Below are 24,589 nucleotides of genomic sequence, written 5' to 3' on the forward strand. Positions count from 1 at the left end.
ATTCAAAATTAAAGTTCGCTCTGACGGCCTTCCGGGTATTCACCCAGTGTTTTCAGTTCACTTATCAGGGGACGGATAGCGTCCAGCGATTGGTGATAACGTTCCAAATCCGAGAATTTGAGGTCTACATAAAACTGATATTCCCACTCCCGGCCAACAATCGGCAAAGACTGTATCTTGGTCAGGCTAATACCATAGAAAGAAAATACAGATAAAACTTTCGAAAGGCTTCCTTCTGTATGCGGCAGGGTGAACACAATAGATGATTTGTTTATGACCTCATTTTGCTGAATCTCCTGTACTATCCATTTATTACCAAAAATAAGAAAGCGAGTAAAATTGTGCTTATTCGTCTCAATTCCTCTCGCCAGTATATTCAGTCCATAAATTTCAGCTGCTCTCACACTGCATATAGCAGCCGTAGCTTGCAAACGCTTTTCGGCGACATCTTTCGCTGCCAGAGCTGTATCCTCATGTTCAATAATGCGTACCCCGGGTAATGTATCCAGAAAATTAGTACATTGCATCAGCGCGATAGGATGCGATTCCACTTCCTTTATATCATGGATGGTTTGTCCGGGAAGCGCTGCCAGGCAATGAGATATACGTTGCTTAAACTCACCTGCAATAGGAAGCTTATTTTCTTTCAGTAATTCATAATTACCCAAAAGGCTCCCGGCAATGGTATTTTCTATAGCCATAATACCAATTGTATTCGGCTCTTTTTTGATGGCAGTAAAGATATCGCGAAATGTAATGCAGGGCACTATTTCGACCTCTTCTTCAAAGAAATTTTCAGCGGCAATGCCGTGATATGCTCCCAGTCCTCCTTGTATTGCAACTCTTCTCATTTATTTAGCTTATTGTCAAAAAAAAATCCCGTCATACCTGACAGGATTCTATATATCTGATTGTTTTATTTTATTTTCAATTTTCTCATACAAAATCCTGTTTCACCTTCTAAAAAAGTAAAAGTAAAAAAAGAAAAAGTATGTAGAAAAATTCTTCATTTCAATAACCTTGTTATGATTATGGATACAAAAGTAATACTTTTTTGAATAAAACAAACATTTTGTCTTTTTTATTTCAAAAATTTTAAAATAAGTAAATCCCCGTATCCTCCGCTATTTCCATTTAGGATCGTAAAGAACCCGCTCCCCATCGGCAGAACTATACTGATTCAGTGAATCTTCCTTCGACTGAATAACCATATAAATCATTGTTTCATCAGAAGAATTACGCAGGCACCTCTTGCCTGCCGGTGACACTCTCACCACACTGCCTTCCATTATGGGAAAGCAATCCTCATCTACCTGAAAATCGCCAAAGCCCTTTAATACGATATAGGTCTCTTCATTTTGTTTATGGATATGAAAATAGGAAAGATCTGTTTTTGGGGATAGCATCTGAAATGAGATTTCGGTACCTGTGGCATCTGTCGCTTCTTTCAGAAAAACTTTGCCTGTTATCTCCTGTTTATTCTTGGGGTGGATAAGAGAATATTCATTCAGGCCCTCCAAACTGCCGATATTAATTGCCGTGTAATTTTCATTTTCTGATATTCGCTTTATTTCTTTCATATAATCTATTTTTATTTCTACATATCAGGATGATTAAAAGTCCCGTACAGTTATTTTCTGAAATATTATTTATCTATAAAGTAAACGAAGATATGATTTTTAAAGAATCATTAATTTATAATGTGATATATTTTTCAAAAAAAGATATTGTAATTTTTCGACAAGAATATAAATAACAAAAATATTTACAGGACATTATATGGACAAGAAAAGTATCTATACCATATTGTATTCTATATATTTGATTAAACTGGCAGACCGATCAGGCAATTAGTTATTTGGAAATTAATTAATTACATTTAAACCATCATCTTAATTTAACTAACGATTTAAATCTGATATTCTATGTCCGGAATAAAATTTCTATTGACTATTTTTTGTTGTATATCCTTATCGGGTATAAGTATTGCACAATCAGGCACAATCACTGCCGGATTATCGAAAGTAAACATTACATCACCCCATGAAATACCACTGCACGACTCATTGTATGCCCGTGTACTGGTGTTACAGGATGGGAATAAACGAATAGCCTTTATAGCTGTTGATCAGGGAATCTACACAAGTGACCGGATAGCCAAAATAGGTAAAGAACAGTTTGGCTTAGATGTATTGTTTTTATCTTCATCACATACCCATTCTTCCGGGAAAAGCGACGAAACTCTTGTCATAAGCCAATTAACCAAAGCATTGAAAAAAGCTACAGACAATATGTTTCCGGCAAAACTGGCTGCCGGTCACCGAAAATTCCCTCAACTTGGCTTCAACCGATTGATAGTAAGGGAAGATGGACATTCGCGGGAATCATGGTTTTCGGACGATCATTATACTTCTGAAAATCCGGAACGTATTCCTTTTGGCCCTGTCGATCCTGAAGTGGGAATTATAAAGGTGGAAGATATGCAGGGAAATACAAAGGGAATTGTAATGAATTATGCCTGTCATGCCGATATAGTATGCAGCAATTATGAGATTTCAGCTGATTTTCCGGGTGTTGCCTGTAAAAAAGTCGAGGAAGCTTTTGGAAATAACGCGGTTTGCCTGTTTGTACAGGGTGGCGCCGGAAATATAGAATCATTGATTATCAGTTCGAGGAGAAGTGGTCCGGACGATTCATTTAAGACAGACTACAGAACCATAGAACGGGTTGGAAGCCTGCTTGCATATGAGGCTATAAAACTAACCGGATCACTGACTCCCTCGGCAATCAAACAGGCCGGCATAAGATATATGAACGATTCACTGCAATTTACAGGAAGATTCATGACCGATGCTCTTTTTGATGTTCATATCTCAACAATCCTGCTCAATGACAATATAGCTATTTCTACTTGTCCGGGCGAACCGTTTGTACAACTTCAGTTGGAATGGAAACAAAAGATGCGGGATGCCGGAAGTATCCCATTTCTCTTTGGTTACACATGGTATAAAGGTACATGGCCGAATTATATACCTGATATTAAATCAGCGGCGCAAGGTGGATACGGAGCAGATCAGGATGGCCCTACGCTTATAGCAGTGGGTTCGGGAGAAGCGATAATGAATAAGCATTTCGAGAACTTTTTCCGTCTGAACGGACTGATGCGCAAAGAAAGCGGCCCGGTCGGATTTAAAGGGGGATCACAATGGCAGACTATAGAAATCACACCAGAATCGAAAAATAAATAAATACAGATATGAAACTGCTTATAACATTCATTGTATGTTCTATAATTTTCAGCTTCTCTTCCTGTGAAACCAAGGATAATAAAAAATCTTATCATTTTGATAAAAACGGCATACAGGAAGATGTTCTGAGTAATTATCTTGACAGATCAATTACAATGGTATACTTTCTTATGCCCGATAAGCCTGAAGGCAAACGCACATACCCTTATCATCAGGATGATATACGGATGGTAAAAAACATTGGGGCTAAATTTATAGGACGTTCCATCTACCGATGGGGCGGTGAAAGCCTTTTAAATTCGCCGGAGTTTTGGACGAGGGCCAAAGCCATTGTTACTGAGATGCACGCATTTGATCCAGAAATGATTTTTCAGGCTTGTATATTTGAGATTATCACGCAGGATGTTAACAATGTGAAGATACCGACATGGGTATTCAAAGATTTTAATCTTCCGGTCGAAGATCGCTTTTTCTCGTATGACAACATGTTGAATAGTGAAGGGAAACTCGTTAATCACTGGCATGAAGGCAGTAGTGTACCCGATATAAGCAAACAGGAAACTCAGTTATGGTTCTACTTTCTGGCAGGTTCATATATCAACCTTGGTTGTGAAGCGTTCCATATCGGACAGGTCGAACTTATAGGAATGAATGATCCCGAGAGAAAAGCCTGGGAAAGTATTCTGAAAAAAATACGGAATTATGCACAACGACATGCTCGCCGCAACTGGGTACTGATAGATGCACATGTACCCAAAGGCGATATGATAAAAGACGGGGTAAGTTTATTGGATTTCAATTCGTTTCCATTACGGATTAAAGAAATACCGGAAAAACCGTATGAGGGTATATTGGAAGAAAATTATCTGGATGCCATATACAACAAAAGTAAAGGTTGCATCACTCCAAGCGGATGGAAATGCGATAACCTCCCGTATTTGGTAGAATTCGATAATTTCGGGCGGGGAGAAAAGCCCAATGTGGCAAATCTGGAAAGTCATTTTGTATGGGGGTGGGATGAGATATCTTGGTTTTCACTCCAGCCGGAAGCATATAGAAATGAGTGGCTCCGTTATGCCTACAAATGGATAAAGAAAAATGATCCTGACGGTCATCTAGAAATGCCGGGCTTCCGTATGATCACCTGCCCTAATGAATCGGAAGGAAGCTATAGAGCCAATACCAAAAGTGATGATTGCCCACTCGGATATTCACAGGAAGAAGTCATTAAGGAATTATGGAATGGTAAATAAAAAGAGCTACTCACTGATAATAACCTTTTTATTTAAAAGCTTTTCGAATTCCTCACGGCTTCCATTGAAGGCATTCAGGTCGACCGGAGTATCTACGCCTTCTATCCGACCCCGGTTCGAGAATTGCCAGAATAGCCAGTCACGGCCATCAGGTAAATTGGGTTTTGCGATAATATCACGTATCCAGATAGGATTATCCGGGAATTGGTGTTGCAAGTAATTTTTATAGAATTCATTTGTAGTATAAATAATCACCTTGCGCTGATAGTGATCTTCTATAATTTCAAAGTAATTGGCTATTTCAGCGATCAGATCCTCCTTCCGGTTTGCGGGGCTACAGTTTCCTCCATACTCCAGGTCGACAATAGGTGGTAAATCTATACTATCACGAGGAACGTAGTGTATATAATTCCGGGCTTGCTCCTCTCCGTCTTTACAAAAAGTAAAGAAGTGATAGGCTCCCGACAGTATCTTATTCTGACGGGCTTCGCGCCAGTTAAGCTGAAACATGGAATCTTTATGATTACCTCCTTCTGTAGCTTTGATAAAGGCAAACTGAACCTTTTCCTTATCCAGCCTGGCCCAGTCTATCTCTTGCTGATGGTGAGAAACATCGATCCCTTGTACAGGGTAATCTTTGAAAGACGGATAATTCAAGCGGATATATCCATTCATAAAAGCCACGTATACCCCGGCACAGATAAAAACAATCATGGCCAATACAATAAGGGAATACAGGGCAACTTTTACTTTCATTGATACTTATTTAAACCGAATAACGAAGTTAGGATTAATTTTTCTTTTTGCATGTTATATTTTTATATATATTTGAACAGTATTAACAAACTTTTTTAATAATAATATCATAACCATGACAGAATTTAGCAACCAAGGTTATCAAGAACCTGCTCAACAAGCTAACGGTTGGGAAAACCCGACTAAACCACCAAGACCAAATAATAATTTGATTTTAGCTATCATAGCTACAGTTGTAAGTTTGATAACCTGCTGCGGATATGTCAGTTGTATCGGTTTTATCCTTGGTATTATCGCCATAGTATTCTCCACTCAGGTAGATTCCAAATATTTCGCCGGAGATTATGCCGGAGCAGAGAGCGCGGCTAAGAATGCTAAATTATTGTCGTTAATAGCCATAGGTACAGTTGTTCTGTCAATTGTCTGGATTATTGTTTCTATCATATTGGCAGGTGGTATTTCCGCTATCATGGAGCAATACCAGACTATCATGGATCAGTACGGGGCTTAATAGCTACTAAATAAACATTATAATACAGAAAGGTAATTTCAATGGAATTACCTTTCCTTTTTTATGAAAAAGTATATACTCCTTATATCAGCCATTTTATTCCCAATCGTTATTATAGTCGTTTATTATGCGATCTATAATATAGCGGGGGAAAATACCCCCTGTACATTCAAAGCAGCCACCGGACTGGAATGTCCCGGATGCGGCGGACAACGGGCTTTGCATTTCCTGCTGCATGGCAATATATTGGAGGCTTTGCGCTATAATATTTTCTTTATCGTAGCAGGGCCATTTCTGGCTTACTTCTACTATCTGGCTGTAAGGGTTTATATACTCGGACAGGAAAAGTATCTGAAAAGCTTTGTATTCAAACCCTGGTTCGGATATACACTTCTGATTACAGTTATCCTGTTTTTCATCCTGAGAAATATCCCTTTCTGGCCATTTATGTATCTGGCTCCTCCCCCATAAAAAAAGTGGCACCAAGCCACTTTTATATATTTCAGAGTACTTTTTTAAACCTTTCGAGAAACTCTTTAGCCTGTTCTATTGTAAGGCAGAGCGGAGGCAGCAAACGGAATACGTGTGTACCTGTTGCTCCGGTAAAAACTTTTTCTTCAAATAAAAGCTTCGTCCGTTTTTCTTTTATAGGTTCATCAAACTCCATACCTATCATAAGCCCGCGTCCGCGTACTTCTTTTATCTGAGGGAATTTCCTTAATTCCTCCATCAGGAATTCACCGACATTATATGCGTTTTCAATAAGCTTCTCATTCCTCATTATATCAAGTACAGCGATAGCTGCCGCACAAGCCAGATGATTACCCCCGAATGTGGTTCCCAATTGTCCGTATACAGCTTTAAACATCGGATTAATCAGTACTCCCGACATTGGAAAACCGTTACCAATACCTTTGGCTACTGTTATCAGATCGGCTTGTATTTCCGCATACTGATGGGCGAAAAATTTACCGCTGCGGCCATAACCCGATTGTATTTCGTCCAGAATCAGGATAGTTCCTGTTTCGGTACAAACGTCGCGAAGCTCTTTCAGAAAATCATCGTATGGTATCTGGATACCTGCAACGCCCTGAATACCTTCTATAATAACAGAGCAGTATTCTTTTGTGGCCAACTCCTTTTTTACAAATTCAATATCATTAAACGGAGCGAACACTACATTCTCCGACTGATTTACAGGCGCTGAATACGCTGGGATATCCGTTGTGGCAACAGTAACCGAAGTACGTCCGTGAAACGCTTTCTTAAATGAGAGTACTTTCTTGCGTCCATTGTGGAACGAAGCCAGTTTTATAGCATTCTCATTTGCTTCTGCACCTGAATTTACAAGGAACAGAAAATAGTCGGAGTAACCGCATTGTTCTCCCATCTTTTGCGCCAGTTCCTGTTGCAGCTTATTCACTACAGAATTGGAATAGAACCCGAGTTTATTCAACTGTTCTGTAAGTTTAGCCACATAATAAGGATGTGTATGCCCCACCGATATTACGGCATGGCCTCCATAAAGGTCTAAGTATTCATTACCCTTATCATCATACACATAGCATCCTTTTCCTTCTACGACATTGATGTCGAATAGCGGAAATACATCGAATAATTTCATTTTATATATTATTTATTTCTTTAATTGTTTCTATTAAGTTCTCTTTCCGGATAATGTACATCCCTAACCTGACCTGCGAAATTCCGTCTTTCAGCTTATATGTGTACACAGGATGTCCGTCCTGCTCGAGAATCTCGAAATAAGAAAATTCTATATTCTTATTGGCTTCCAACTCTTTGGTAACCTCTACAATATGGGAAGATATGACAAAGAATGAACTTTTCACCTCCGTAAATGCATTCACTACAGCCAATGTCCCGTCATAGGCATCTTTCACATTCGTACCCCTGAATAATTCATCGAAGATCACCAGCATATTCCGGTGTGTTTTCAGCTGACGGGCAACATCCTTGATACGCATCACCTCTGCATAAAAATGACTGTACCCCGAACTCAGGTTATCGGAAATATTAATTGTGGTACACAATCCCGACAACAGACTCAAAGTCATCCTCTTTGCAGGAACAGGGAATCCCACATGCGCCAGATATGCGGACAACCCCAGCGCTTTCAGGAAAGTGGATTTCCCCGCCATATTCGGCCCCGATATAAATAACAGGTTCGAAGGCTTTTCAAAGCGCATATCATTCGGAATAGCCGCTTCTACAAAGGGATGGTATAAACCATCTATCTCCAACCGGTTATCATCGGCCGGAAACATTTCAGCATACGACAGTCCGTATTTATCCGCCGCTTTTGCAATGGATAGAAAGGCATCATATTCGTATATAAGGTCAAGAAAGAAAAGAATATCCTTTTTGTGAGTATAGCGAAACATATAGTCGAGCCGGGATGTCTCATAAGAAGGTATTTTCCGCCCTAATTTCATTATATCGGCATAATCGTTCGAAGAAAATATTTCCAAGACCTTTTCGTTATTCTTTTCCAACAATTTCGGATAATTATTTTCCTTAAACTTATCAGCTAAAACGTGGGAAAAAGCATATATCGTCTTCAACAGGTCGACAGTAGAGCCAACTCCTTTCTTTACCAGATAGTACTCGGTATTTGTACTTATCCTGTCCATTATCATCCTCTCCAAGGCTGTAAACCATGTAGGAATGCGTGTCGGATAATCACCATGCCGGATATAATATTCGGTAAAATCAAGCGAATCTTTATCTACACTCAGGCCTTCCGGCAAATATTTCTGAAAGAAAGCAATGGTGTCTGTCCGTTCGGTTATCTTTTCCAGATCGGTCAGAGGGTTGGACAAAAAATTATAGAGTATCCTCCTGCCACCATAACACTGAGTGTGATTAAACAGGCTGAATACAGACGTACCGTCTTTGACTGTGTCAAAGATTTCAAGGTCTTTCAGGGTTTGGGAGTCTACTTCAAATTTCATAATTGCAAGTATTAAGTTGTGAGTAATAAGTAATAAGTCAGGATACTACCGACTTGCTTACAGCACTGATAAAAGCTATAAGCATGGCTTTCAATTCATTCATTTCACGTTCCAACATCAAATAATCTTCATCTTTCAAATAATCCAACTCTTTTGCTAATAATATATAATAAATACTTTCATTCAATGAGCCTAAAGCTATATTTAAGAATTGGGCAAAATCAGGCTTTGTGTTCCTTCCTGCACCTTCTGCAATATTTGCAGGAACAGAAATTATAGAACGTCTGAGTTGCGAAGTTAAACTATAAGTCTCTTCTTTTGAAAAAGAAAGCGATACTTTGTATATCATTAGAGTCAAAACATGAGCCCTTTTCCATATTTTAAGACTACGAAAATCTTGCATATTTTGTCCTTTCTTTCTTTTTACTCATTACTCACAACTTAATACTTTTCTAAAATGCACTAGCTTTCATCTTCAATCCTTCTGTCTCGTCTAATCCGAATATCAGGTTCATATTATGTACTGCCTGTCCCGACGCACCTTTTACCAGATTGTCTATGCAGGAAAGAATAAGCAACTTATTTCCGTGCTTTTCCAGATGTAAGATACATTTATTTGTATTTACCACCTGCTTGAGATCTATATTTTTATCGGAGGCAACTACAAAAGGACTTTCTTTGTAAAAATCCTGATATAATTTCGCAGCCTCTTCAATAGTTCCGTCAAATTTCAGATAAGTAGAAACAAATATACCTCTGGTGAAATTTCCACGGACAGGTATAAAGTTAATATCTTCTGTAAAATCGGTCTGTAACTGAGTTAAAGACTGGCGTATCTCTGTCAGATGCTGATGTTCGAAAGCCTTGTAAACAGAGATATTATTCTCCCGCCAACTGAAATGGGAGGTTGCCGACGGCTTTACTCCCGCCCCAGTGGAGCCTGTGATAGCATTCACATGGATTTCAGTATTCAGCAATCCGGCTTTCGCCAGTGGTAACAGGCCTAACTGTATGGCTGTGGCAAAACACCCGGGATTAGCGATATAAGATGATTTCCGTATCTCTTCTTTATTCAGTTCCGGTAAGCCGTAAATGAATTTATTTCCTTCGGCTTTGTGTCTGTAATCGGTAGACAGGTCTATAATTTTCAGATGTCCGGGGATCTCATTCGTTTCCAGAAACTTCTTTGTATCACCGTGCGCCGTACAAAAGAATAAAACGTCTATTTTATCGTAAGGCAACTGGTCGGTAAAGTCCATATCCGTATCGCCTAACAATCCGCTATGTACATCCGTTAGCTTATTACCTGCGTTACTTGTACTGTTTACAAATACCAGTTCCACCTGCGGATGATTGATCAATATTCTTATCAGTTCTCCGGCAGTATAGCCGGCTCCCCCTATAATTCCTGCTTTTATCATAGTTTTATTTTTATTGAAACTCTTTACTAACCACAGAGTAAAAGGAGTAACACGGAGTTTTTACAATATATATCTTTTTATTCCGTCTTTTAGAGACTTTACATTAAAATTCATTAGAAAGCCAATTTCACAATCGGAAAGTTTCATATAAGTCAGTAATTGTGCTGTATGAAGATCAGTTAATTCTTTTACAGACTTCAATTCCAGGATTATTTCATCTTCAACTAGAAGGTCTAATTTATAGCCGGCATCCAATGTTATTCCCTTATATTCTACCGGAAGTTCAACTTGTTTTTCAACATATAATCCAGATTCGCTTAATTCATAAAAAAGGCATTCTTCATATACTTTTTCAAATAGTCCAGGTCCTAATTCTGAATGTACAGTATATGCACAACCTAATATCTTACCTGTTAAGCTTTCTTTTTTAATCATTTAATAAAAACTCCGCGTTACTCCTTTTACTCCGTGGTAATAAAGATATTTTACTTTTTGTTTTTCTCTTGTACGCTATGATATATCTTATTTGTCATAGCATAAATTTTCGTAAAGCCTTTCGCATCATCCGATGTCCATGCCTTATTCACTTCACCGTACTCTCCGAAATCGGCTTTCATCAGGTCGAAATCACTTTCCACTCCAATCAGCACGTAATGATATGGCTGAAGTTTAATGCTCACACGCCCTGTTACATTTTGCTGCGAACTCGATAGGAAAGCCTCTATATCACGCATAACGGGTTCCAGATATTGCGCTTCGTGAAGAAACATCCCGTACCAGTTACCTACCTGCTCTTTCCAATACTGTTGCCATTTGGTCAGCGTATGCTTTTCCAGCATTTTGTGCGCATTGATAATTACCAGCGGAGCCGCGGCTTCAAAGCCCACACGCCCCTTTATGCCGATAATAGTATCACCTATATGCATATCGCGGCCGATAGCATAAGCCGATGTAATCTCTTCTATCTTCTGGATAGCTTTTACCTTATCAGCATATTTTTCACCGTTTACTGCTGCTATTTCGCCTTCTTCGAAATCAATCGTAAGAACTTCCTGTCCTTGTTTCTTCAATTGGGACGGATAGGCTTCTTCCGGCAAAGTCTGTTCTGACTTCAGCGTTTCTTTGCCACCTATGCTTGTACCCCAAAGCCCTTTATTAATGGAATACACCATCTTCGTAAAATCAGCTTCATATCCGTGTTCTTTCAGATAATCGATTTCATACTCACGGGTAAGGATCATATCGCGGGTAGGTGTAATAATCTCAATACCGGGAGCAAGCACATCAAATGTCAGGTCGAAGCGAACCTGATCGTTTCCTGCTCCTGTGCTGCCATGAGCAACAGCGTCAGCACCTATTTCCTTTGCATAGTTGATAATGGCTATCGCCTGAAATATACGCTCCGAACTCACCGAAATCGGGTATGTACCATTACGCAATACATTTCCGAAAATCATATATTTGATGCTCTTTTCGTAATATTCCTGTGTTATATCGAGGCTTACATGCTTTACAGCACCTAATTTATACGCTTTTTCCTCTATAACTTTCAATTCTTCGGGGGTAAAACCTCCTGTGTTGGCTACGGCTGTATATACATCATATCCCATATCAGCGGACAGATATTTTGCACAGAATGATGTATCTAATCCTCCACTGAATGCTAAAACGACTTTCTTTTTCATATATGTTATGTTATTTCAATTGCTTTTTGAGGTCTTTTATTATCTCTTTTATCTCCTTTTTGTCTTTCTGCTTTTCGGGATCGAAGAGCATCGCAGTACAGATACAGTATTTCCTGTCGGTACGGGTAAGGATATCATAATTGACACATCCCTGACAACCTCGCCAGAAAGACTCATCATCTGTCAGTTGCGCAAAAGTCACGGGCACATACCCCAGTTCTGTATTTATTTTCATTACCGCTGCGCCTGATGTCAGGCCAAATACTTTCGCTGTCGGAAACATAGCCCTCGCCAAGGAAAAGGCATGCTGTTTGATTTTTTTTGCCAGCCCGTGCTGTCTGAATTTTTCGACCACAATTAGCCCGGAATTGGCAACAAACTGCTTATTCCCCCATGATTCTATATAGCAGAATCCGGCAAACTCATCTCCCATCAGGGCAATAATAGCTTTGCCTTCCTTTATTTTAAGTTCCACATATTCCGGTGTACGTTTTGCAATTCCTGTGCCCCGCACCTTAGCCGCAGCCTCAATTGTATCCAATATCGTTTGCACGTATCCGACATGACTTTCGTTGGCTATCTGTATAGTAAGTTGTTGCTCCATTGGCTTTTCTACCACAAGTTCTTCTATGTTGTTCATTGTTGTCTTATCATTCAATATTCGGTATAAATTCAGAAAGCGAAGCTATTACCTCCTCCCTGCTTATATTCTCTCTCGGTATCAGAAGTATAGTATCGTCACCTGCAACTGTACCCAGTATATAACGTGTGGCCCTGCGGTCTATCTCTCCCGCTATAGCCATAGCATAACCCGGACGGGTCTTTATCACAGCCAGTTGTCCCGAAAATTCAATATTAACAAATCCGAAAGAAGACAACGGCATTTCCTCTTCCAGATTCTGCATCGACTCCGAAAACTGATATACATAATTACCTTTTGCCGTGGGTACCTTCACTATTTTCAGTTCTTTTATATCGCGGGACAAAGTAGCCTGAGTAAGCTCAAACCCTTTATCCACCAACAGTTTAAGAAGCATATCCTGACTATTTATATCGTTCGTCTGCAACACTTCTCTTATTATTTTATGTCTGTACTTTTTAGTCATAACGTATAAATATGCAATTAATAGTGCAAATTTACACATATTTATGCATATTCTAAAATATTTAATGTATAAAAAATATTATTATATAAATAACAGATCTGCAAAATGTTAAACATTCCTTTTTTTAATTTATTTTTTATATTTGCAGGATATAGGATGCGCCCGGCATAGGCCAAAGTAAGTTTTGACTCAGCTCTCGGCTTTTTCTATATTTATGTATTGGCACTTCAAGACACATCATGTCTGGAAATAAACCTATATATTTTGAATTTGAATGGAGGAACCAGAGAAAAAGCAACCGATAATATCTGTCTTGCGGTCAGATACTCCGGAGAAAAAAGCGACAAAAGTTACAGTTGATGACTCTTTTGCGCGCATTGTAGTATATGAAAAGGAGGATTTGACTAACGATGAGATTTTTCTTCTTCTGAATATTCGGAAATGTATAAAAATAGATATAGACAAACACTATGAGCGTACAAATGAGGGGGTTGAAACGCATTCTTACACGATATATAACATTCTGATTTAAAACAGATCACGTTCACAGAACATATCTTACTTCTTTAAACGCAAAGCGCCTCTCATCCCCGCTTTCCGTTTCTAAAATAAGCGTTCCATCGGGAGCTACATTCTTTATCCTGGCTATAAAATCATTTGTGTTGTCATTAAATAAATGGTAACCTGTTTTTCTGAACAGAGAATCTCTATAATTCTCTACAATAATCTGTATCTCTCCCCTCCTCAACTGCTCGTAATAAGAAAAAAGGAGTTCTCTTACTTCTCCGAGCATAATACTTTGTTTATAATATTCTCCTGTTATTTGTTTTAGTGATACAGGATTAGGCAGACTGCTATCGAAACTCTCCTGATTAAGATTGATACCTATCCCGCATACAGACTCTTTTATTTGATCACCTTCTATGGCGTTCTCAATCAGAATTCCGCATATTTTCTTCTCTCGCCAGTAAATATCATTTGGCCATTTTATTGTAATACCATCTGTATATTTCCGGAGAAAATCGGCTACAGCCAACGATACAACCTGCGATATAAGGAACTGCTCATTTGCTTTTACCGCATAGGGATACAATACAATACTGAACAACAGGTTCCTACCATTCTCTGACATCCAGCCGTTGCCACGCTGCCCTCTGCCTCCTGTCTGAAAATCGGCCGAGATAATGGTTCCCTCCTTTACTTTCTGTTTCAGCAACAGACTTTTCATATAATTGTTTGTAGAGTCAATTTCGTCAACAAGGTGAATAATCAGAGGCATAGTATGTTCGATTATTTAGATATTAGACAAATTATTATATTCGGCTTGCTTTACTTTTGGCAATTTTCTGATCACCTCATCCACCGAGTGTTGGATAAGTTCTTCGATCAAAGCATCAGATACATCACTCTCAATAACAATAGTATTCCAATACTTTTTGTTTGAATGATAACCCGGCCTGATACCGTTGTAATGCTCCCTCAGTTCAATCGCTTTCTCCGGATCACATTTCACATTCAGCCAGAATTCGCCGTCTCTTGATTCCAGACCCATATAGGCAAACATTTTGTCCATTACTTTATAGACCAGCGTATCGTCTCCGAAGGGGAAGCTTTCCGTTGCTCCTTTTATCGATATACATGCTTCACGAACTTCTTCTATATTCATTTTCTCTAATTTACAGGTGCCAGAAATGCATCGTCTATATGTTCTATCTCAAACTTCTCTCCGTTCCAGATAGCCGCAACCACATCGAAACGGGCAGGCAGATCCATATCGTATTCCCTAAGGTAAAAATCGGCAGCTTCAACAATCCGTTTTATCTTTCCCTTCGATACTGCCTCCTCCGGATTCCCCCATTGGCTCGAACTTCGGGTCTTTACTTCTACAAAAACAATATATTCCTCATTCCGGGCAATTATATCTATTTCATATTTTTCATATAGCCAGTTACGCTCTATTATTTCATAACTCCTCTGCCTGAGATAATGTTCCGCTGCATCCTCACCCTTTTTCCCCAGATCGTTATGCTCAGCCATAAAACAAAATCAGCCAATTGTTATTTTCTTGGTTTCTTTATTGTAAACGGGAATCAAATTCACAGTATCTTCTGTTAAACAGTATTCGACCGAATCTTGCAGATTATGAGCTTCCAACCGCTTAATATGCTCTGTACGGTCAATATAACTGCGAACATCGGGTACCGCCTCCTTCCACATCGACAAAGCTACCTGAGTTGCATCCGAGGCAGAAATATATCCTCTATCAATCAGTTTGCGAGCCAAAGCGCCGCCAAAAAGAGAATCCTCCATATTGAAACGGTTATTCCATCCGGCACAAAGCACTATTACATCCTTTTGTTTATCTGCACAGAAGTCAGCTAAAGCGCTAATATTGGAAAAAGCGCCAACAGTCAGTATATCCGAATCTTTCGCCATATCGATAGCCTGCGTTCCGTTTGTAGTAGTAAATACAACATCCTTACCGCTAACTCTATCGGCTGTATAATCAAATGGAGAGTTCCCAAAATCTGCGAAATCGCAACGCTTCACATTACGCTCTGCCCCTACAAGATATCCTTTTGCCTTATAGTCCTGCGCTTCTTCTATCGATGCGACAGGTATAACAGATTCCGCGCCGTTTCTCAATGCGGCACACATAGTGGTCGTTGCCCTGAAAATATCTACTACAATCGTAATATGGTTATTGTCACTAGCATAATATGGATAAAGAGCAGGAGAAAAACACACTTCTACTTTCATTCTTTTAATGCTGATTTAATCCGTGTAAGTTTTATCAATAAGCCTTCCAACTGGTCGAGTGGCAACATATTTGCGCCATCAGACAGGGCATTAGCCGGATCGAAATGTGTTTCTAAGAACAATCCGTCGACACCTGTTGCAATACCGGCTTTACACATTGTTTCTATCAATTGTGGCTGCCCTCCTGTAACTCCCGAGGCCTGATTTGGTTTTTGAAGGCTATGGGTAGCATCCAGAACGACAGGAAAGCCAAATTCTTTCATTTCGGGTATTCCGCGAAAATCGACTACCAAATCTGAGTATCCGAAAGATGTTCCTCTATCTGTTATAATTACATTATTGTTTCCCGAATCCACAACTTTCTGTGCAGCAAATTTCATCCCGCCCGGTGCAAGAAACTGCCCTTTTTTGATATTCACTATTTTCCCAGTCTTAGCTGCAGCGATAAGCAGATCGGTCTGGCGACAAAGAAATGCAGGAATCTGCAATACATCAACATACTCGGCAGCCATTGCGGCTTCATGCGTCTCATGGATATCCGTAACTGTAGGCACGCCAAAAGTTTCGTTTACCTTACGCAATATTTTCAAAGCCTTCTCGTCACCAATACCCGTAAAAGAATCGACTCGCGAGCGATTCGCTTTTTTATACGATCCCTTAAAAACATAGGGTATATCAAGTTTTGATGTGATTCCTATTATTTTTTCGGCAATGCGTAATGCCATTTCTTCCCCCTCAATAACACATGGTCCGGCTAGCAGGAAGAAATTATCATTTTTCAGATTTGTAATATTCATTTTATTCGTTTGATTAGAATGTATTAAAAACTTTATCAAAGGTACAAATATTATACCTTTTACAGAAACGCCTTTACCATTTTTAGACTAATTAATTAATTACAAACTGATTACAATCAGAAACAGATAAATATGCTTTGCTTTTAACAAAAAATTAATAGCAAACCAGACCCGCCCTTCGGAGTAAAAAAACAAACCCTTTTTATAATTTGTCCATTAAAAATAAATTCTCTTAATTTACAAAAAAATCTAGCCTCATGAACACTCAATCGGATACGATTATTTACAATTACATGGATACCTTCTTCTGTTGCCACGTAGAAAAGGACAAACTCTGCGAAGAAATGATTACTGACCACATGCTGGTATACATCTGCTCCGGTGAAATGGTTTTGCAGACAAAAGAAAAACGTACCATCTTCAGGAAAGGGGATTCCGTATTTATGAAACGCAATCATCTCGCAAAAAAGACAAAACGGCCGACCAAAAGCGGAGAGCCATTCAAAGGACTTTTTTTACAGCTTAGAACACCTCTCCTAAAGAGCTTGATGGCTGAAGCCAAATTTCCAATATCTACCAATTTTTATGCGGGAAGTAAAGACAGAAGTTATACAATGCTTACCAGGCATCCATTCCTAACCGGCCTGTTTATGTCGTTGGAACAATACTTTGATTCGCAGAAATATCCGTCCAATGAGTTGATGACAACCAAATTGAAAGAAGCTGCCCTCGTCCTTTTAGAGGTGGATCCTTCGCTAGCCAGTGTCTTATTCGATTTTGCAGAACCATGGAAAACGGATCTCGCCGAGTTCATGAACAAAAATTACAAATATGATCTGTCGCTTCAGGAGTTTGCCCATTATACCGGCCGAAGCCTCACTTCTTTCAAGCGTGATTTTGCATCTATCTTTAATGAACCTCCGGGCAGATGGCTTGTAAAAAAAAGATTGCATGACGCATATAATCAGATTGTAAACAAAAACCAAAAGCCGTCTGAAGTATATCAGGAAGTAGGATTTAAGAATCTGTCGCACTTCTCTACTGCATTCAAAAAAGAATTCGGATATCCACCCTCTAATAAAATGGACTTTCAAGAAAAGTAAATTTGAACCTATAAGCAAAGTAAGCCATTCTCTTTCTCCTTATATTTGTGCCTGATTGCCATAGCACTATCTTAAGGATATAAAAAAAACAACACGTTTTTTGCTTAGTTCAAAGATAATATATAGTATTGTATTGGTTTTGAAGATTATGGGTACAGAGTAAAAAACAAATACCGGAATTACATTTTTTATCAACAGCAACCTGAAAAACAGAAAGGATGAGAAGAATATATTTCTTCCGTTTTAACAAAAGCATTTTCAATAAATAATAATAAACACCGCACTTAATTCACTTTGATTATGGAAACAACAACAGTAAAACTTTATTCTCTCAACTACAAAGAGGTTAAAACATATATGTTTGCCCTACTGTTTATTGCCGGCAATATAGTTCTTCCTCAAATCTGCCATTTAGTTCCCGGTGGAGGGCTTACATGGCTACCTATCTATTTCTTCACACTGATTGCCGCATATAAATATGGCTTTCGCGTAGGGCTACTGACAGCCATACTATCTCCTTTGGCTAACAATATCTTATTTGGTATGCCTCCGGCAGATGTATTGCCTATAATCCTTATCAAATCATCTTTATTAGCCGGTGCAGCAGCTTATGCCGCACACCGTTTCGAAAAAGTATCTCTTCTTGCCCTGGTTGGTGTAGTACTGGCTTATCAGATAGTAGGAATACCTGTAGAATGGGCTATAGTTAAAGATCTGTTTGTAGCAGTTCAGGACTTCCGCATTGGTATACCGGGTATGCTGATCCAGATATTCGGAGGGTTTGCTGTATTAAAAGCTATAGCCAAACTCTAAAAAATAATTTAAAGATTTCAGGTTTCAAAATTTCAAAATAGGTTTATTCTCAATATATCTATACCCTAATCTTGAAACCTGAATTGAAAATCGGCGTAAGCCAAATTTTGAAATCATAATTATCATGTATGACAAAACATTCGAAGAAGTATTGGAGCGATTCCGCTCAATATCTTTTTCCGAACAGTTCGATATGATTGTAGCCATCGCTAACGGAGGTATAATTCCTGCGGCGATTCTAAATCAGCGTTTAGGCATTGAAATACAGCTTTTGAAAATCAATCTCAGAGACAGCAACCAAAGGCCAATCTACGATAGTCCGCAGCTAATGGCTCCCATCGATTTTGAATTTAAAGGTAAAACGATCCTGCTTGTAGAAGACAGGGTTAAAACAGGCGCATCTCTTACGAAAGCCTGCGAATTGCTGAAAGACGCTAAAGTTATAAAAACGTTTGCAGTAAATGGAAAAGCAGATTACAGCCTCTACGATGAGACCTGCTTTAAATTTCCATGGTTATTATAATAAAGGTAAAAGGTAAAACAAATAAAGAAAAAAGTTGGTTATGGATAGACGTAATTTTTTAAGGGCAATTGCACTTACAGGAGCAGCGGCAACAATTAAGGCAAGCGGCAACATAGACATACTGTCTGAAAAATTTATCAGTTCCGAATCTGCAGCCACAGTGGACATGGTTGCCGTCATGGGTGGTGAGCCCGAAGTTATGTTCAGGCGCGCCATGACTGAAATGGGCGGCATGGGTAAATTCATAAAAAAAGGGTGGAAAGTAGTAGTAAAACCAAATATCGGATGGGATAAGACCCCTGAACAATCGGGCAATACCAACCCGAAGCTCGTAACCGAAGTTATCCGCCAATGCTTATCTGCAGGAGCTAAAGAAGTTGTCGTATTCGACCACACCTGCGATGATTGGATCAAATGTTATAAAAACAGTGGAATTGAAGCCGCAGCCAAAGCAGCCGGAGCTAAAGTACTTCCTGCTCACGAAGAATCATACTATCGTGAGGTTGCTCTCCCATTGGGAAAGAAACTGAAAAGCGCAAAGATACACGAAGCCATCATCGATTGTGATGCCTGGATAAACCTTCCTGTACTGAAACATCATGGGGGTGCCAACCTTACAATTTCCATGAAAAATTATATGGGTATCGTCTGGGACAGGCGTATTTTTCACAGTACTGATTTGCAACAGTGTATAGCCGATGTATGTACATATTCGAAAAAACCGGTTCTCAATATTGTAGACGCATACAGGATAGTGAAAACAAACGGCCCGCAAGGACGTTCGACTGCCGATGTGGCAAATCCGAAAGGTCTTTTTATTTCTCAGGATATAGTTGCGGTAGATACGGCAGCAGCCAAATTCTTCAGCCAGGTACGGACAATGCCTCTCGACCATGTAGGCCATATAGCAGGAGGGCAAGCCCATAAGCTTGGCACAATGGACATAGATAATCTGAACATCAAGAGGATAAAAATTTAATTTCACAACTATCAACTATCAACTATCAACTATGCTAAAAAAACTTCGGGTGGGTGTATCTCTTATTTTATTCGCCCTGATAACGTTCTATTTTCTTGATTTTGCAGCACTGATGCCTGACCAGTTTCATGTACTGGCTCATATACAGTTCATTCCTGCAATATTGGGTAGCAGCTTTATAATATTAACAGTACTTATTGTATTGACTCTGCTATTCGGACGCGTATACTGTTCCTCTGTTTGTCCGATGGGTATCTATCAGGACATTGTGGCATGGATTTCGAAAAAAACTGCCAAAAAGAAAAAGAGATACAAATACAGCAAGGCCAAGAATATACTCAGATGGTCGGTGATCGCGGTTGTCCTGATAACTTTCTTTGCAGGTTACCCTGTTTTATTAGGATTAGTAGACCCTTATAGTGCATACGGACGTATTATTGCCAACCTGTTCAAACCGGTTTATATGGCCGGAAATAATGTTTTGGAATCTATTTTTACCAGTTTCGGCAATTATACATTCTATAAAATGGAAGTAGTGATACTCAGTATGTTTTCTTTTCTCATTGCTATTATCACATTCCTTGGCATAGGCTTCTTTGCTTGGAAATACGGACGAACATTTTGTAATACGGTGTGTCCTGTAGGAACTGTGCTGGGTTTCATCAGCAAATTTTCGCTATTCAAAATCCGGATAGATGACAACCTGTGCAACAGTTGCGGTTCGTGCGCTATGAAGTGTAAGGCTTCGTGCATCGACAGCAAAAACCATACAGTAGACCACAGTCGCTGTGTAGATTGCTTCAATTGCCTCGACAGCTGCTCACGTAATGCATTGAAGTTTACACCTTACAGGAAGAAAATTACTGATATCAACATCGAGAATAAGACTGACTCAGGAAAAAGGCAATTTCTGGCTACGGCAATAACAACAGCCGTATCTGTACCTGCGGTATTTGCACAGGAAAAGATAGTAGAGATTGTAACAGGCGAAAAAGTCCCTACACGTCAAAATCCGATATGCCCGCCGGGAGCAAAAAGTGCTGAGCATTTACTGCATCATTGCACATCGTGCCACCTTTGCATAAGCCGTTGCCCGTCAAGGGTTATAAAACCAGCTTTCATGGAATATGGCATCGGAGGCATTATGCAACCTGTAATGACTTACGAAAAGGGATTCTGTAACTATAACTGCACAGTATGCGCCGATGTGTGTCCCAACCAGGCATTACTGCCTCTGACGATGGAAGAAAAACATATGACACAAATAGGCCGGGTACATTTTGTTGAAGATATTTGTGTGGTGCATGTAGAGGAAACCAATTGCGGGGCTTGTGCCGAGCATTGTCCTACACAAGCTGTAACGATGGTTCCCTACGAGGGTCACGAAGGACTTACTATACCACATATCACCCCTGACATTTGTGTAGGGTGCGGCGGATGTGAATTTATCTGTCCGGTACGACCTAACCGTGCAATTTTTGTAGAAGGTAATGTCGTTCATCAGACCCGGAAAGCGTTTGAGGTTGAAGAAAAAGAAGAAGTTGAGGTTGATGATTTCGGATTCTAATTTCCCCGTTCATCATTGTCCCTGAAAATTCATAATACTGCGATAACCGGCCAACTTGGCCGGTTTTGTTTTTTCTCGGTATGCTTAAAGGTTAATAACAACCGTGAAATTCGTAAGAATCCATTTCTAACTTTTCTTCAGAATGTCCGTGTCCTATATAAGATTTATAAGCTGTAGAGTTCAGAGTCCACTCCAAATCGAACTCTTCCAACAGGCGAACTACGATATGAATAAAAAGGTTCTTTATGCTTTTGTTGAGATTCATCGCTATAATGTTTATATGGTTTAATTATAACAGGGTAAATTATCTCCCTATTATTGTAGACGAATAACTCAAACGCATATTTTAAGAAAAGACCTTTTTTCGAAAAAAGTTGATCGAACAGGCATAAGAATAAAGATATAGGTAATAAAAAAGAGACTCTCATATGAAAGTCTCTTTTTTGTTATTTGTTTCTATATACAACCCTGCATTCTATCCGCCACTGTTGAGGGAACAAATTATCCCGCATATATCTGTATGGATTACCTTGAGCTAACTGCATAAGCTTCAATTCACGGCCGGTAAAAATACCCGTATTGTTTATGATATTCAGCACTTCTTGCTGATACGGCATATTTGATTGCTTGACAAGCTCTGTCAATCCCGGCCAGTCCTCTCCTTTAAACTCTGTAAAAAACAATGGGTCCGGATAGCTATTTCCGGCCTGCAAGGTTCTCTTGAATGCCAGAGACTGCTCCTTAGTGAGTTCATCATTATCCATATAAATTCCATCCACAGACGTGTAAGCGGTAATATAAACACCTATAAGGGTAACATTCTCATTGGTCATAGCCCAGTCGATCAATGCCTTTATCTTATCTACTTCTTCCTGATTAGCTACAACAAATGATTTTTTACCCGAAAGGCGCAAATCGAAAGTAACGCTTTCACGTGAAGGATCTGCCGGATTGGAAAAGATCTCATTTGTTGACGACGGTATACCACCTGTTAATTCCTGTCTTACGGTAGGTAAAGGCATCTGCATCTTAGGTACCTTTGCATTAATACCATTCTTCAATGCGTCTGCATAACTGTATAATGGAAATCCTCCAATTTGGTTCAAATCAATTTTCATATCTAACCTCGAACTATTCATCCACGGTTCGTAAGGGACTTTAGTCTGATATAATTCGTTTTTTTGACTGGAAGTTTTAGGAAACCTATATGATCCAGCGTCTGCCAGACTCCTGTTAAACAAATAAAAGCCTTGCTGTCCTTGTCCTATCAGTACTACATTCGGGAGTGCCAGAGCATTAGAATTTGCCCTTATCAGAGGCGTCAACGTAAGGGAATCGCCTAATTCAACATAGTAATCTTGCAAATTAAAATAAATGCTTACATATACATTTTCCTTGTCATATTCAAATTCAATGTTTTTGTATTTAGCATTATTGTTTTGTTGTGCATAGACTCCCTGGTGATAACAAATGAATGCTACCATCAGAAAAATGATAAAAATCTTCTTCATATTTATATATTAGTGTTATAGGTATTTGTCTACACCTTCTATAAAGTCTCCACCCTTAAAATCGGGTAATATAAAAAACAGAATATACAAAAGATATTCTTACTTGCATGCTAATATTCAGTTGTCTCGTATTCCGACCTGGTTTTATGTCCGAAAGGTAATAAAAATATTTCAAAAATTCACTTTGTATAAATCAAATCAGCTATATTTATTGTTATATATCACAGATAAAGTAATTGTAAAGAATATGGCAAGAAAGAAAAAGAAGAACTTTGTATTAGATACGAATGTAATACTACATGATTTCAGATGTTTAGACAATTTTGAAGAAAACGATATATATCTTCCTATCGTAGTGCTGGAAGAGTTGGACAAATTCAAAAAAGGAAATGACCAGATAAATTATAATGCCCGCGAATTTCTCCGCCAACTGGATGCTATCACCGACGACAATCTATTCTCAGAAGGTACTCCCTTAGGAAGCGGGATGGGTAATCTTTTTGTGGAAACAGGTATCAAAGCACAAAGCCAGGTATATGAAATATTTCCGGAAAGAATCCCCGATCATCGTATCCTGTCCGCCGTAGTAGAGATAACAGAGCGCGATCCGAAAACAAAAACAATACTGGTTACCAAAGACATTAATCTGCGGATGAAGGCACGCGCCATCGGTCTGCTGGCAGAAGATTATATCAACGACAAAGTCGTGGATGTATTTATGTTTGAGAAACAACACAAAACATTCAAAGACATGGACTCTTCCGTCATTGATAATCTGTACGCCAATCCGGATGGTATCGACCTCGATGATTTTGATCTGGAAAGCCCTGTTATTGCAAACGAATGTTTCGTTATGAAAAACGGGAAAAAGAGTGTTTTAGCCCGCTACAATCCTTTTAGTAATAAGATAAAGAAGATTGAGAAACAAATAGCGTACGGTATACAGCCACGCAATGCCGAACAAACATTTGCGCTGGAAGTATTAATGGATCCGGATATAAAACTCGTGGCGCTGACAGGGAAAGCAGGTACAGGAAAAACCTTACTGGCTCTGGCTTCGGCCTTGAAGCAAAATGAGAGTTTCGACCAGATATTGCTAGCCCGCCCCATTGTTGCCCTTGGCAATAAAGAATTGGGATTCCTGCCCGGCGACGAAAAGCAAAAGATCGCACCATATATGCAGCCTTTGTTCGACAATCTTTCGGTAATAAAAAATCACATCGCATACGGAGGTGCAGAATACCGCAACATTGAAGAAATGCAGAAGAGTAAGAAACTGGAAATAGAAGCTCTTGCTTATATCCGGGGACGAAGCCTGTCGGAAATGATATGCATCATAGATGAAGCGCAAAACCTGACCCCCCATGAGATAAAAACAATTATCACCCGTGCAGGAGAAGGTACTAAAATGATATTCTCAGGAGACTTGCAGCAGATAGATTCCCCATACCTCGACGCCCAGTCGAACGGACTCGCCTATATGATAGACAAGATGAACGGACAGGACCTGTTTGCTCATGTAAATCTGGTGAAGGGTGAAAGAAGTAAGTTATCTGAAGTGGCAAGTACATTATTATAATTAAA

29 protein-coding genes are annotated in these 24,589 nt (G+C 39.3%); 11 read left to right on the forward strand and 18 right to left on the reverse strand.

Annotated features, from left to right (window positions below; translation table 11 throughout):
- Positions 1–8 precede the first annotated feature (8 nt).
- Positions 9–851, reverse strand: a complete 843-nt coding sequence (locus tag IR083_RS12640) for a prephenate dehydratase (protein ID WP_006799606.1) — start codon at positions 849–851, stop codon at positions 9–11.
- 273 nt (positions 852–1,124) lie between these two features.
- A complete protein-coding gene (locus IR083_RS12645) occupies positions 1,125–1,580 on the reverse strand; it encodes a cupin domain-containing protein (protein ID WP_194224582.1) in 456 nt (151 codons plus the stop codon).
- A gap of 345 nt (positions 1,581–1,925) precedes the next feature.
- Between IR083_RS12645 and IR083_RS12650 the strand changes: the two genes are divergently transcribed.
- Together IR083_RS12650 and IR083_RS12655 are read left to right on the forward strand one after the other, a co-directional pair.
- Positions 1,926–3,248 carry a hypothetical protein gene (locus IR083_RS12650; protein ID WP_194224583.1) on the forward strand — a complete coding sequence of 441 codons (1,323 nt, stop codon included), beginning with the start codon at positions 1,926–1,928 and terminating at the stop codon, positions 3,246–3,248.
- 8 nt (positions 3,249–3,256) lie between these two features.
- Complete coding sequence (locus IR083_RS12655) at positions 3,257–4,501, forward strand: hypothetical protein (RefSeq protein ID WP_194224584.1); 1,245 nt, start codon at positions 3,257–3,259, stop codon at positions 4,499–4,501.
- Positions 4,502–4,507: 6 nt separating this feature from the next.
- On the opposite strand, the gene IR083_RS12660 is transcribed toward IR083_RS12655, so the two are convergent.
- Positions 4,508–5,257 carry a GH25 family lysozyme gene (locus IR083_RS12660; RefSeq protein WP_006799610.1) on the reverse strand — a complete coding sequence of 250 codons (750 nt, stop codon included), beginning with the start codon at positions 5,255–5,257 and terminating at the stop codon, positions 4,508–4,510.
- A 115-nt stretch (positions 5,258–5,372) separates the two neighbouring features.
- On the opposite strand from IR083_RS12660, the gene IR083_RS12665 reads away from it, so the two are divergent.
- Positions 5,373–5,768 (forward strand): CD225/dispanin family protein, encoded by a 396-nt coding sequence (locus tag IR083_RS12665; protein ID WP_006799611.1) that lies wholly within the window; start codon positions 5,373–5,375, stop codon positions 5,766–5,768.
- Positions 5,769–5,831: 63 nt separating this feature from the next.
- Positions 5,832–6,239: a DUF2752 domain-containing protein gene (locus IR083_RS12670; RefSeq protein WP_194224585.1), complete on the forward strand. Its 408-nt coding sequence runs from the start codon at positions 5,832–5,834 to the stop codon at positions 6,237–6,239.
- Between the two features lie 31 nt (positions 6,240–6,270).
- On the opposite strand, the gene IR083_RS12675 is transcribed toward IR083_RS12670, so the two are convergent.
- From IR083_RS12675 to argR, 8 genes are read right to left on the reverse strand one after another with little or no spacing between them, the layout of a single operon-like run.
- The gene (locus IR083_RS12675) at positions 6,271–7,392 is read right to left on the reverse strand and encodes an aspartate aminotransferase family protein (RefSeq protein WP_194224586.1); all 1,122 of its coding nucleotides are present in this window, start codon (positions 7,390–7,392) and stop codon (positions 6,271–6,273) included.
- A gap of 1 nt (position 7,393) precedes the next feature.
- On the reverse strand, positions 7,394–8,740 hold the full coding sequence (locus IR083_RS12680) for a MutS-related protein (RefSeq protein WP_194224587.1): 1,347 nt from the start codon (positions 8,738–8,740) through the stop codon (positions 7,394–7,396).
- A 37-nt stretch (positions 8,741–8,777) separates the two neighbouring features.
- Positions 8,778–9,143: a four helix bundle protein gene (locus IR083_RS12685; RefSeq protein WP_194224588.1), complete on the reverse strand. Its 366-nt coding sequence runs from the start codon at positions 9,141–9,143 to the stop codon at positions 8,778–8,780.
- A 49-nt stretch (positions 9,144–9,192) separates the two neighbouring features.
- The gene (argC, locus tag IR083_RS12690) at positions 9,193–10,161 is read right to left on the reverse strand and encodes an N-acetyl-gamma-glutamyl-phosphate reductase (RefSeq protein WP_194224589.1); all 969 of its coding nucleotides are present in this window, start codon (positions 10,159–10,161) and stop codon (positions 9,193–9,195) included.
- A gap of 60 nt (positions 10,162–10,221) precedes the next feature.
- Positions 10,222–10,596, reverse strand: a complete 375-nt coding sequence (locus IR083_RS12695; protein WP_194224590.1) for a GxxExxY protein — start codon at positions 10,594–10,596, stop codon at positions 10,222–10,224.
- 50 nt (positions 10,597–10,646) lie between these two features.
- Positions 10,647–11,846, reverse strand: a complete 1,200-nt coding sequence (locus IR083_RS12700; protein ID WP_194224591.1) for an argininosuccinate synthase — start codon at positions 11,844–11,846, stop codon at positions 10,647–10,649.
- A 10-nt stretch (positions 11,847–11,856) separates the two neighbouring features.
- Entirely contained in the window at positions 11,857–12,450 is a 594-nt protein-coding gene (locus IR083_RS12705) for a GNAT family N-acetyltransferase (protein ID WP_199343238.1), read from the reverse strand.
- A 46-nt stretch (positions 12,451–12,496) separates the two neighbouring features.
- Positions 12,497–12,952, reverse strand: a complete 456-nt coding sequence (argR, locus tag IR083_RS12710) for an arginine repressor (protein WP_242052408.1) — start codon at positions 12,950–12,952, stop codon at positions 12,497–12,499.
- Positions 12,953–13,226: 274 nt separating this feature from the next.
- Between argR and IR083_RS12715 the strand changes: the two genes are divergently transcribed.
- On the forward strand, positions 13,227–13,484 hold the full coding sequence (locus IR083_RS12715; protein WP_006799621.1) for a hypothetical protein: 258 nt from the start codon (positions 13,227–13,229) through the stop codon (positions 13,482–13,484).
- 12 nt (positions 13,485–13,496) lie between these two features.
- Here the strand turns inward: IR083_RS12715 and IR083_RS12720 are convergent, their stop codons facing one another.
- Genes IR083_RS12720 through kdsA form a run of 5 tightly spaced genes read right to left on the reverse strand, consistent with a single transcriptional unit; the run spans position 13,497 to position 16,509 of the window.
- Complete coding sequence (locus tag IR083_RS12720; protein WP_194224593.1) at positions 13,497–14,231, reverse strand: biotin--[acetyl-CoA-carboxylase] ligase; 735 nt, start codon at positions 14,229–14,231, stop codon at positions 13,497–13,499.
- Between the two features lie 15 nt (positions 14,232–14,246).
- Positions 14,247–14,618 (reverse strand): MmcQ/YjbR family DNA-binding protein, encoded by a 372-nt coding sequence (locus IR083_RS12725; protein ID WP_194224594.1) that lies wholly within the window; start codon positions 14,616–14,618, stop codon positions 14,247–14,249.
- Positions 14,619–14,623: 5 nt separating this feature from the next.
- A complete protein-coding gene (locus IR083_RS12730; protein ID WP_194224595.1) occupies positions 14,624–14,989 on the reverse strand; it encodes a YraN family protein in 366 nt (121 codons plus the stop codon).
- Positions 14,990–14,998: 9 nt separating this feature from the next.
- Complete coding sequence (locus IR083_RS12735; RefSeq protein ID WP_194224596.1) at positions 14,999–15,712, reverse strand: 2-phosphosulfolactate phosphatase; 714 nt, start codon at positions 15,710–15,712, stop codon at positions 14,999–15,001.
- A complete protein-coding gene (gene kdsA / locus IR083_RS12740) occupies positions 15,709–16,509 on the reverse strand; it encodes a 3-deoxy-8-phosphooctulonate synthase (RefSeq protein WP_006799626.1) in 801 nt (266 codons plus the stop codon). Before kdsA ends, IR083_RS12735 begins: the two co-directional genes overlap by 4 nt.
- 257 nt (positions 16,510–16,766) lie before the next feature.
- On the opposite strand from kdsA, the gene IR083_RS12745 reads away from it, so the two are divergent.
- From IR083_RS12745 to IR083_RS12765, 5 genes are all read left to right on the forward strand, one after another.
- The gene (locus IR083_RS12745; protein ID WP_006799627.1) at positions 16,767–17,612 is read left to right on the forward strand and encodes a helix-turn-helix domain-containing protein; all 846 of its coding nucleotides are present in this window, start codon (positions 16,767–16,769) and stop codon (positions 17,610–17,612) included.
- Positions 17,613–17,912: 300 nt separating this feature from the next.
- Positions 17,913–18,425: an ECF transporter S component gene (locus IR083_RS12750; protein ID WP_194224597.1), complete on the forward strand. Its 513-nt coding sequence runs from the start codon at positions 17,913–17,915 to the stop codon at positions 18,423–18,425.
- Between the two features lie 124 nt (positions 18,426–18,549).
- Positions 18,550–18,948: a phosphoribosyltransferase gene (locus IR083_RS12755; protein ID WP_194224598.1), complete on the forward strand. Its 399-nt coding sequence runs from the start codon at positions 18,550–18,552 to the stop codon at positions 18,946–18,948.
- A gap of 40 nt (positions 18,949–18,988) precedes the next feature.
- Positions 18,989–19,927, forward strand: a complete 939-nt coding sequence (locus IR083_RS12760; protein ID WP_194224599.1) for a DUF362 domain-containing protein — start codon at positions 18,989–18,991, stop codon at positions 19,925–19,927.
- Positions 19,928–19,958: 31 nt separating this feature from the next.
- Complete coding sequence (locus IR083_RS12765; protein ID WP_194224600.1) at positions 19,959–21,494, forward strand: 4Fe-4S dicluster domain-containing protein; 1,536 nt, start codon at positions 19,959–19,961, stop codon at positions 21,492–21,494.
- Between the two features lie 91 nt (positions 21,495–21,585).
- On the opposite strand, the gene IR083_RS12770 is transcribed toward IR083_RS12765, so the two are convergent.
- Positions 21,586–21,759: a hypothetical protein gene (locus tag IR083_RS12770; RefSeq protein WP_194224601.1), complete on the reverse strand. Its 174-nt coding sequence runs from the start codon at positions 21,757–21,759 to the stop codon at positions 21,586–21,588.
- A gap of 181 nt (positions 21,760–21,940) precedes the next feature.
- On the reverse strand, positions 21,941–23,005 hold the full coding sequence (locus tag IR083_RS12775; protein ID WP_194224602.1) for a DUF3868 domain-containing protein: 1,065 nt from the start codon (positions 23,003–23,005) through the stop codon (positions 21,941–21,943).
- Between the two features lie 247 nt (positions 23,006–23,252).
- Between IR083_RS12775 and IR083_RS12780 the strand changes: the two genes are divergently transcribed.
- On the forward strand, positions 23,253–24,584 hold the full coding sequence (locus IR083_RS12780) for a PhoH family protein (RefSeq protein ID WP_194224603.1): 1,332 nt from the start codon (positions 23,253–23,255) through the stop codon (positions 24,582–24,584).
- Positions 24,585–24,589: the final 5 nt, after the last annotated feature.

Origin of the sequence: Dysgonomonas sp. GY75 (genome assembly GCF_015234155.1) — a bacterium.
Taxonomy (GTDB): domain Bacteria; phylum Bacteroidota; class Bacteroidia; order Bacteroidales; family Dysgonomonadaceae; genus Dysgonomonas; species Dysgonomonas gadei.

Coding starts and splice junctions, on each gene's coding strand:
- IR083_RS12755 (WP_194224598.1), top strand. CDS start 18,550: ATGTATGACAAAACATTCGAAGAAGTATTGGAGCGATTCCGCTCAATA.
- IR083_RS12675 (WP_194224586.1), bottom strand. CDS start 7,392: ATGAAATTATTCGATGTATTTCCGCTATTCGACATCAATGTCGTAGAA.
- IR083_RS12760 (WP_194224599.1), top strand. CDS start 18,989: ATGGATAGACGTAATTTTTTAAGGGCAATTGCACTTACAGGAGCAGCG.
- argR (WP_242052408.1), bottom strand. CDS start 12,952: ATGACTAAAAAGTACAGACATAAAATAATAAGAGAAGTGTTGCAGACG.
- IR083_RS12660 (WP_006799610.1), bottom strand. CDS start 5,257: ATGAAAGTAAAAGTTGCCCTGTATTCCCTTATTGTATTGGCCATGATT.
- argC (WP_194224589.1), bottom strand. CDS start 10,161: ATGATAAAAGCAGGAATTATAGGGGGAGCCGGCTATACTGCCGGAGAA.
- IR083_RS12730 (WP_194224595.1), bottom strand. CDS start 14,989: ATGGCTGAGCATAACGATCTGGGGAAAAAGGGTGAGGATGCAGCGGAA.
- IR083_RS12685 (WP_194224588.1), bottom strand. CDS start 9,143: ATGCAAGATTTTCGTAGTCTTAAAATATGGAAAAGGGCTCATGTTTTG.
- IR083_RS12735 (WP_194224596.1), bottom strand. CDS start 15,712: ATGAAAGTAGAAGTGTGTTTTTCTCCTGCTCTTTATCCATATTATGCT.
- kdsA (WP_006799626.1), bottom strand. CDS start 16,509: ATGAATATTACAAATCTGAAAAATGATAATTTCTTCCTGCTAGCCGGA.
- IR083_RS12705 (WP_199343238.1), bottom strand. CDS start 12,450: ATGGAGCAACAACTTACTATACAGATAGCCAACGAAAGTCATGTCGGA.
- IR083_RS12720 (WP_194224593.1), bottom strand. CDS start 14,231: ATGCCTCTGATTATTCACCTTGTTGACGAAATTGACTCTACAAACAAT.
- IR083_RS12645 (WP_194224582.1), bottom strand. CDS start 1,580: ATGAAAGAAATAAAGCGAATATCAGAAAATGAAAATTACACGGCAATT.
- IR083_RS12770 (WP_194224601.1), bottom strand. CDS start 21,759: ATGAATCTCAACAAAAGCATAAAGAACCTTTTTATTCATATCGTAGTT.
- IR083_RS12700 (WP_194224591.1), bottom strand. CDS start 11,846: ATGAAAAAGAAAGTCGTTTTAGCATTCAGTGGAGGATTAGATACATCA.
- IR083_RS12725 (WP_194224594.1), bottom strand. CDS start 14,618: ATGAATATAGAAGAAGTTCGTGAAGCATGTATATCGATAAAAGGAGCA.
- IR083_RS12715 (WP_006799621.1), top strand. CDS start 13,227: ATGGAGGAACCAGAGAAAAAGCAACCGATAATATCTGTCTTGCGGTCA.
- IR083_RS12640 (WP_006799606.1), bottom strand. CDS start 851: ATGAGAAGAGTTGCAATACAAGGAGGACTGGGAGCATATCACGGCATT.
- IR083_RS12655 (WP_194224584.1), top strand. CDS start 3,257: ATGAAACTGCTTATAACATTCATTGTATGTTCTATAATTTTCAGCTTC.
- IR083_RS12665 (WP_006799611.1), top strand. CDS start 5,373: ATGACAGAATTTAGCAACCAAGGTTATCAAGAACCTGCTCAACAAGCT.
- IR083_RS12670 (WP_194224585.1), top strand. CDS start 5,832: ATGAAAAAGTATATACTCCTTATATCAGCCATTTTATTCCCAATCGTT.
- IR083_RS12650 (WP_194224583.1), top strand. CDS start 1,926: ATGTCCGGAATAAAATTTCTATTGACTATTTTTTGTTGTATATCCTTA.
- IR083_RS12680 (WP_194224587.1), bottom strand. CDS start 8,740: ATGAAATTTGAAGTAGACTCCCAAACCCTGAAAGACCTTGAAATCTTT.
- IR083_RS12750 (WP_194224597.1), top strand. CDS start 17,913: ATGGAAACAACAACAGTAAAACTTTATTCTCTCAACTACAAAGAGGTT.
- IR083_RS12695 (WP_194224590.1), bottom strand. CDS start 10,596: ATGATTAAAAAAGAAAGCTTAACAGGTAAGATATTAGGTTGTGCATAT.
- IR083_RS12745 (WP_006799627.1), top strand. CDS start 16,767: ATGAACACTCAATCGGATACGATTATTTACAATTACATGGATACCTTC.
- IR083_RS12775 (WP_194224602.1), bottom strand. CDS start 23,005: ATGAAGAAGATTTTTATCATTTTTCTGATGGTAGCATTCATTTGTTAT.
- IR083_RS12765 (WP_194224600.1), top strand. CDS start 19,959: ATGCTAAAAAAACTTCGGGTGGGTGTATCTCTTATTTTATTCGCCCTG.
- IR083_RS12780 (WP_194224603.1), top strand. CDS start 23,253: ATGGCAAGAAAGAAAAAGAAGAACTTTGTATTAGATACGAATGTAATA.